This window comes from Candidatus Angelobacter sp. (assembly GCA_035607015.1).
Classification (GTDB): domain Bacteria; phylum Verrucomicrobiota; class Verrucomicrobiia; order Limisphaerales; family AV2; genus AV2.
In genome coordinates this window covers 1-4,274 of the sequence record DATNDF010000303.1, presented here as the reverse complement: position 1 = coordinate 4,274, position 4,274 = coordinate 1, and the positions used below count along the sequence as shown (strand labels likewise).

Annotated in this window: 4 protein-coding genes; all 4 read left to right on the top strand. The window is 57.4% G+C overall.

Annotated elements, in window-relative coordinates; genetic code table 11:
• Nucleotides 1-82: 82 nt before the first annotated feature.
• Nucleotides 83-931 (top strand): prepilin-type N-terminal cleavage/methylation domain-containing protein, encoded by an 849-nt coding sequence (locus tag VN887_12120; GenBank protein HXT40749.1) that lies wholly within the window; start codon nt 83-85, stop codon nt 929-931.
• Nucleotides 932-1,466: 535 nt separating this feature from the next.
• The gene (gene kdpF / locus VN887_12115; protein ID HXT40748.1) at nt 1,467-1,550 is read left to right on the top strand and encodes a K(+)-transporting ATPase subunit F; all 84 of its coding nucleotides are present in this window, start codon (nt 1,467-1,469) and stop codon (nt 1,548-1,550) included.
• A gap of 12 nt (nt 1,551-1,562) precedes the next feature.
• The gene (kdpA, locus tag VN887_12110) at nt 1,563-3,362 is read left to right on the top strand and encodes a potassium-transporting ATPase subunit KdpA (protein HXT40747.1); all 1,800 of its coding nucleotides are present in this window, start codon (nt 1,563-1,565) and stop codon (nt 3,360-3,362) included.
• Nucleotides 3,363-3,380: 18 nt separating this feature from the next.
• The coding region (locus tag VN887_12105; GenBank protein HXT40746.1) for an HAD-IC family P-type ATPase at nt 3,381-4,274 on the top strand (894 nt) is incomplete at its 3' end.

The window sequence follows — 4,274 nt, the reverse complement described above, 5'->3', positions numbered from 1 at the left end:
AAAAGAGTTGACGGCCGAGGAAGGCGAAATAGGTTTGGCTCGATCGGCGGCAGTGCCTGGACCGACCTAAAACGCTCTATTTATGGCTCGAAATCCCGCCATTCAGGACAGCTCCACTTCTAGTTCCCGCCGGGATGCGTTCACACTGATTGAACTTCTGGTGGTAATTGCGATCATTGCCATTCTGGCCGGCCTGTTGTTGCCCGCCCTGGCCAAAGCGAAAATCAAGGCGCAGGGAATCTACTGCCTGAACAATCTTCGAACGATGCAACTGGGCTGGATCATGTACGCGCACGACAACGACGACTTCATTCCCGGCAACCTGTGGTCTGTCAAGGGACCGTTCAACTGGGTTTCCGGCTGGCTCGATTTCAATGACAACAATCCTGACAATACAAACGTCCTCCTGATTCTGGATCCCAAGTACGCCCAATTGGGTGTGTATACGAAAACGGCGGGAGCCTACAAATGCCCGGCGGACAGGATCCTGGTAAAAAACGGTGGCGTCTTGCGCCCGCGCGTGCGCAGCATTTCCATGAACGGCTGGATGGGCCCGAACGCACCGGCGTGGAATCCGGATCCCAAACTTGGATTTATCGTTTTTGCCAAGACGGCCCAGCTCACCAGACTCTCCCCGGCCCAAGCTTTGGTTTATCTGGACGAGCGCGAGGACAGCATCGACGACGGCTACTTTGCAATCGACATGACAAAGGGCTCGGGATCCATTTTAGTAAACTTTCCCGGAACCTTCCACAATGGAGCGGGCGGGCTGACCTTTGCAGACGGCCACTCCGAAATCCACCGGTGGCTCGACCCTCGCACAACTCCTCCGTTCAAAAAGGGGCAAAAGCGTGAGTTCACCAACATGAAGGACAACCGCGACTTGATCTGGCTTCAAGACCACGCCACCAGTTCGATCAAAGATCAGTGACCGGTGAGTGCGCCGAACAAAACCGGCGCAAGGATCAAGTGGCGTTTGTTCGTGCGTGGTTCGGCCGGTCGCGGTCAGCGAGCTCAGGCTGGGGGCGAGCCGCGCTTTAGCCCCTCTCGCGACAGTGCGTGCTCTCAAATCGGTGCCGGCATGGTCTGGCTGGGCAATTTGATTTTAACGATTTTTTAACGACTCCGGCTCATCACTTAACTACCACTGGTTCGGACCCGAAGTCACAGTGACCGGGTGAAAATCATCAACGGGTCACCGAAGGATATTCAAACCGGCCGCTTTCAGCGGAAGAAAGTCCGATTTGACTTTCACGCGGTGCAAAAACGCGACCCGTTCCGATCGCAGTTTACCCAGAGAACGCCGCAGCCAGCGGGGAATCGGCACGTTCTCGCCCTGACCTCGCCTGAACATGCACCGCGGAAGGATTATTATGAATGACTTAATCTTTGTTGGAATTGTCGTTGGGTTCTTTGTCCTTAGCGGCCTTTACGTCCGCTTTTGCGAGAAACTGTAAGAGAAACCTATGGAAAATATCATTGTGGGCGTCATTGCCCTGTTGCTGTTCATCTACTTGTTCGTGGCCATGATCCGGCCGGAAAAATTTTAACCGACTCCACTTGTGCAAACTTCCGGCTGGTTGCAACTCGGCCTTTTCATCGTCGCCCTCGTGGCGATCACCAGGCCGATGGGGCTGTTTCTCGTGCGAGTGCTCGATGCCAACGGCAAGACGTGGTTTGACCCTGTGCTACGCCCGCTCGAACGCTTCACCTATCGGCTGATGGGGGTCAAAGCGGACAAGGAGCACGATTGGAAACAGTACACCTTCGCCATGTTGCTCTTCAGTATGGTGAGTTGTCTTTTTACTTACGCGATTCTGCGGCTGCAACATTTGCTCCCGCTGAATCCGCAGGGCCTTGGCCCGCTCAGCGAGCATCTCGCTTTCAACACCGCCGTCAGTTTCACGACCAACACGAACTGGCAGAGCTATGTCGGCGAAACCACCATGTCGTATTTCTCGCAGATGGTCGGGTTGGCATTTCACAACTTCGTTTCCGCCGCAACCGGCATCGCCATTGCGGCGGCGCTGGTGCGAGGTATCGCGCGGCATTCAGTCAAGACCATCGGCAATTTCTGGGTGGACCTCGTGCGCGTTACCTACTACCTGCTGCTGCCCATCTGTGTGGTTTTCGCCGTCGTGCTCGTGTCGCAAGGCATGATTCAGAATTTCAAGCCGTACACGAAAGCCAGGCTCGTCGAGCCGTACAAGATTTCGGTCGAGAAGAAGAATGACAAAGGCGAAACCGTTCTCGGTGCTGACGGCAAGGCAGTCATGGAGAAACAGACCGTAGACGAACAACTCATCGTTCAAGGGCCGATGGCGTCGCAGGTCGCCATCAAGATGCTCGGCACGAACGGCGGCGGTTACGCGAACGCCAACGCCGCGCATCCGTTCGAGAACCCAACGCCATTGTCGAACTTTCTCCAGATGCTTTCCATCTTCAGCATCGGCAGTGGGTTGACGTATTACCTGGGCCGGATGGTGAAAAATCAGAAGCACGGCTGGGCGGTGTGGAGCGCGATGGCCACGTTGTTCCTGGCGGGCTTGCTGCTTTGCTGGTGGGCTGAGGCGAAGGGCAATCCAATTCATCAGCAACTCGGCATCGCCGCCGCCGATGGCAACATGGAAGGCAAGGAAGTGCGTTTCGGCATCTTCAACTCCGCCCTTTTCGCCACGATCACCACCGACGCGTCTTGTGGCGCGGTCAACTCAATGCACGATTCGTTCACAGCGCTCGGTGGTTTCGTGCCGTTGTTCAACATCCAGCTCGGCGAGATCATCTTCGGTGGCGTCGGCGCGGGGCTTTACGGAATGCTCGTGTTCGTCGTGCTCGCCGTGTTCATCGCCGGACTGATGGTTGGGCGCACGCCGGAATATCTCGGCAAAAAAATCCAGTCCTACGAAGTCAAAATGGCGATGCTGGCGCTGCTGATCCTCGCGATTGATGTCCTGGGCTTCTCCGCGTGGGGCGTGGTGAGCGATTGGGGCAAAGCCGGGTTGAACAATCAAGGCCCGCACGGACTGAGCGAGATTCTTTACGCCTTCACGTCCGGCACCGGCAACAACGGCAGCGCCTTCGCCGGTCTCACCGCCAACACGCCGTGGTATAACATCACGCTCGGCATCGCCATGCTCATCGGGCGTTTCCTGATGATCATTCCCATAATGGCGATGGCCGGCTCGCTCGCGCAAAAGAAGATTGCGCCGCCGAGCAGTGGCACGTTTCCGGTTTCCGGCGGCACGTTCGTCGTGTTGCTGCTTGGGACGATTTTGCTGGTCGGCGCGCTGAATTTCCTCCCGGCGTTGACGCTTGGCCCGGTTGTTGAGCATTTTCTCAACTTTCAGGGGAGATTGTTTTAACCATTGCTTCAGACTCTTATGACGCAGAAATCTCCTTCTCTTTTTGACTGGAACATCGTCGGGCCGGCGATTGGCGATTCGTTCATCAAGCTCAACCCGCGCCTGATGATCAAGAACCCGGTCATGTTCGTGACCATGGTGGGCGCGGCGTTGACCACGGTCGGCATTTTCACAGCTGCGACCGATCGTGCCTTCATTGCGCAACTCGCGGTCTGGCTCTGGTTCACGGTTTTGTTTGCCAACTTCGCCGAGGGCGTCGCCGAAGGCCGCGGCAAAGCGCAGGCCAACGCGCTGCGAAAGGCGCGGAAAGACACCATCGCTCGTCGCCTGCGCAACGGGCGTGAAGAAAAAGTCCCCGCTGCGGAATTACAGAAAGGAGACACCGTGGTTTGCGAAACCAGTGACGTCATCCCCGCCGACGGCGACGTGATTGAAGGCATCGCCAGCGTTGACGAAGCGGCGATCACCGGCGAATCCGCGCCCGTCATCCGCGAAAGCGGCGGAGACCGCAGCGCGGTCACCGGCGGCACACGCGTCCTGAGCGACCGCATCGTCATTCGCATCACGATGGACAAGGGACACGGCTTTCTTGACCGAATGATCTCGCTGGTGGAAGGCGCGCAACGCCAGAAGACGCCGAACGAAATTGCGCTGACGATTTTGCTAGCGGCGCTGACCTTTATTTTCCTGCTCGTTTGCGTGACGCTGAAACCCTTCGGCATTTATTCCGCCACGGTGTTTTCCGTGCCGGTCCTCATCGCGCTGCTGGTCTGCCTGATTCCGACGACCATCGGTGGCCTGCTCTCGTCCATCGGCATCGCTGGTATGGACCGGCTGGTGCAGCGCAACGTGCTGGCGATGAGCGGGCGCGCGGTCGAGGCGGCGGGTGATGTGGACGTGCTGCTGCTCGAC

Excerpts from the sequence above, each read along its gene's own strand:
- kdpF (HXT40748.1), top strand. The coding sequence starts at position 1,467 with ATGGAAAATATCATTGTGGGCGTCATTGCCCTGTTGCTGTTCATCTAC.
- VN887_12120 (HXT40749.1), top strand. The coding sequence starts at position 83 with ATGGCTCGAAATCCCGCCATTCAGGACAGCTCCACTTCTAGTTCCCGC.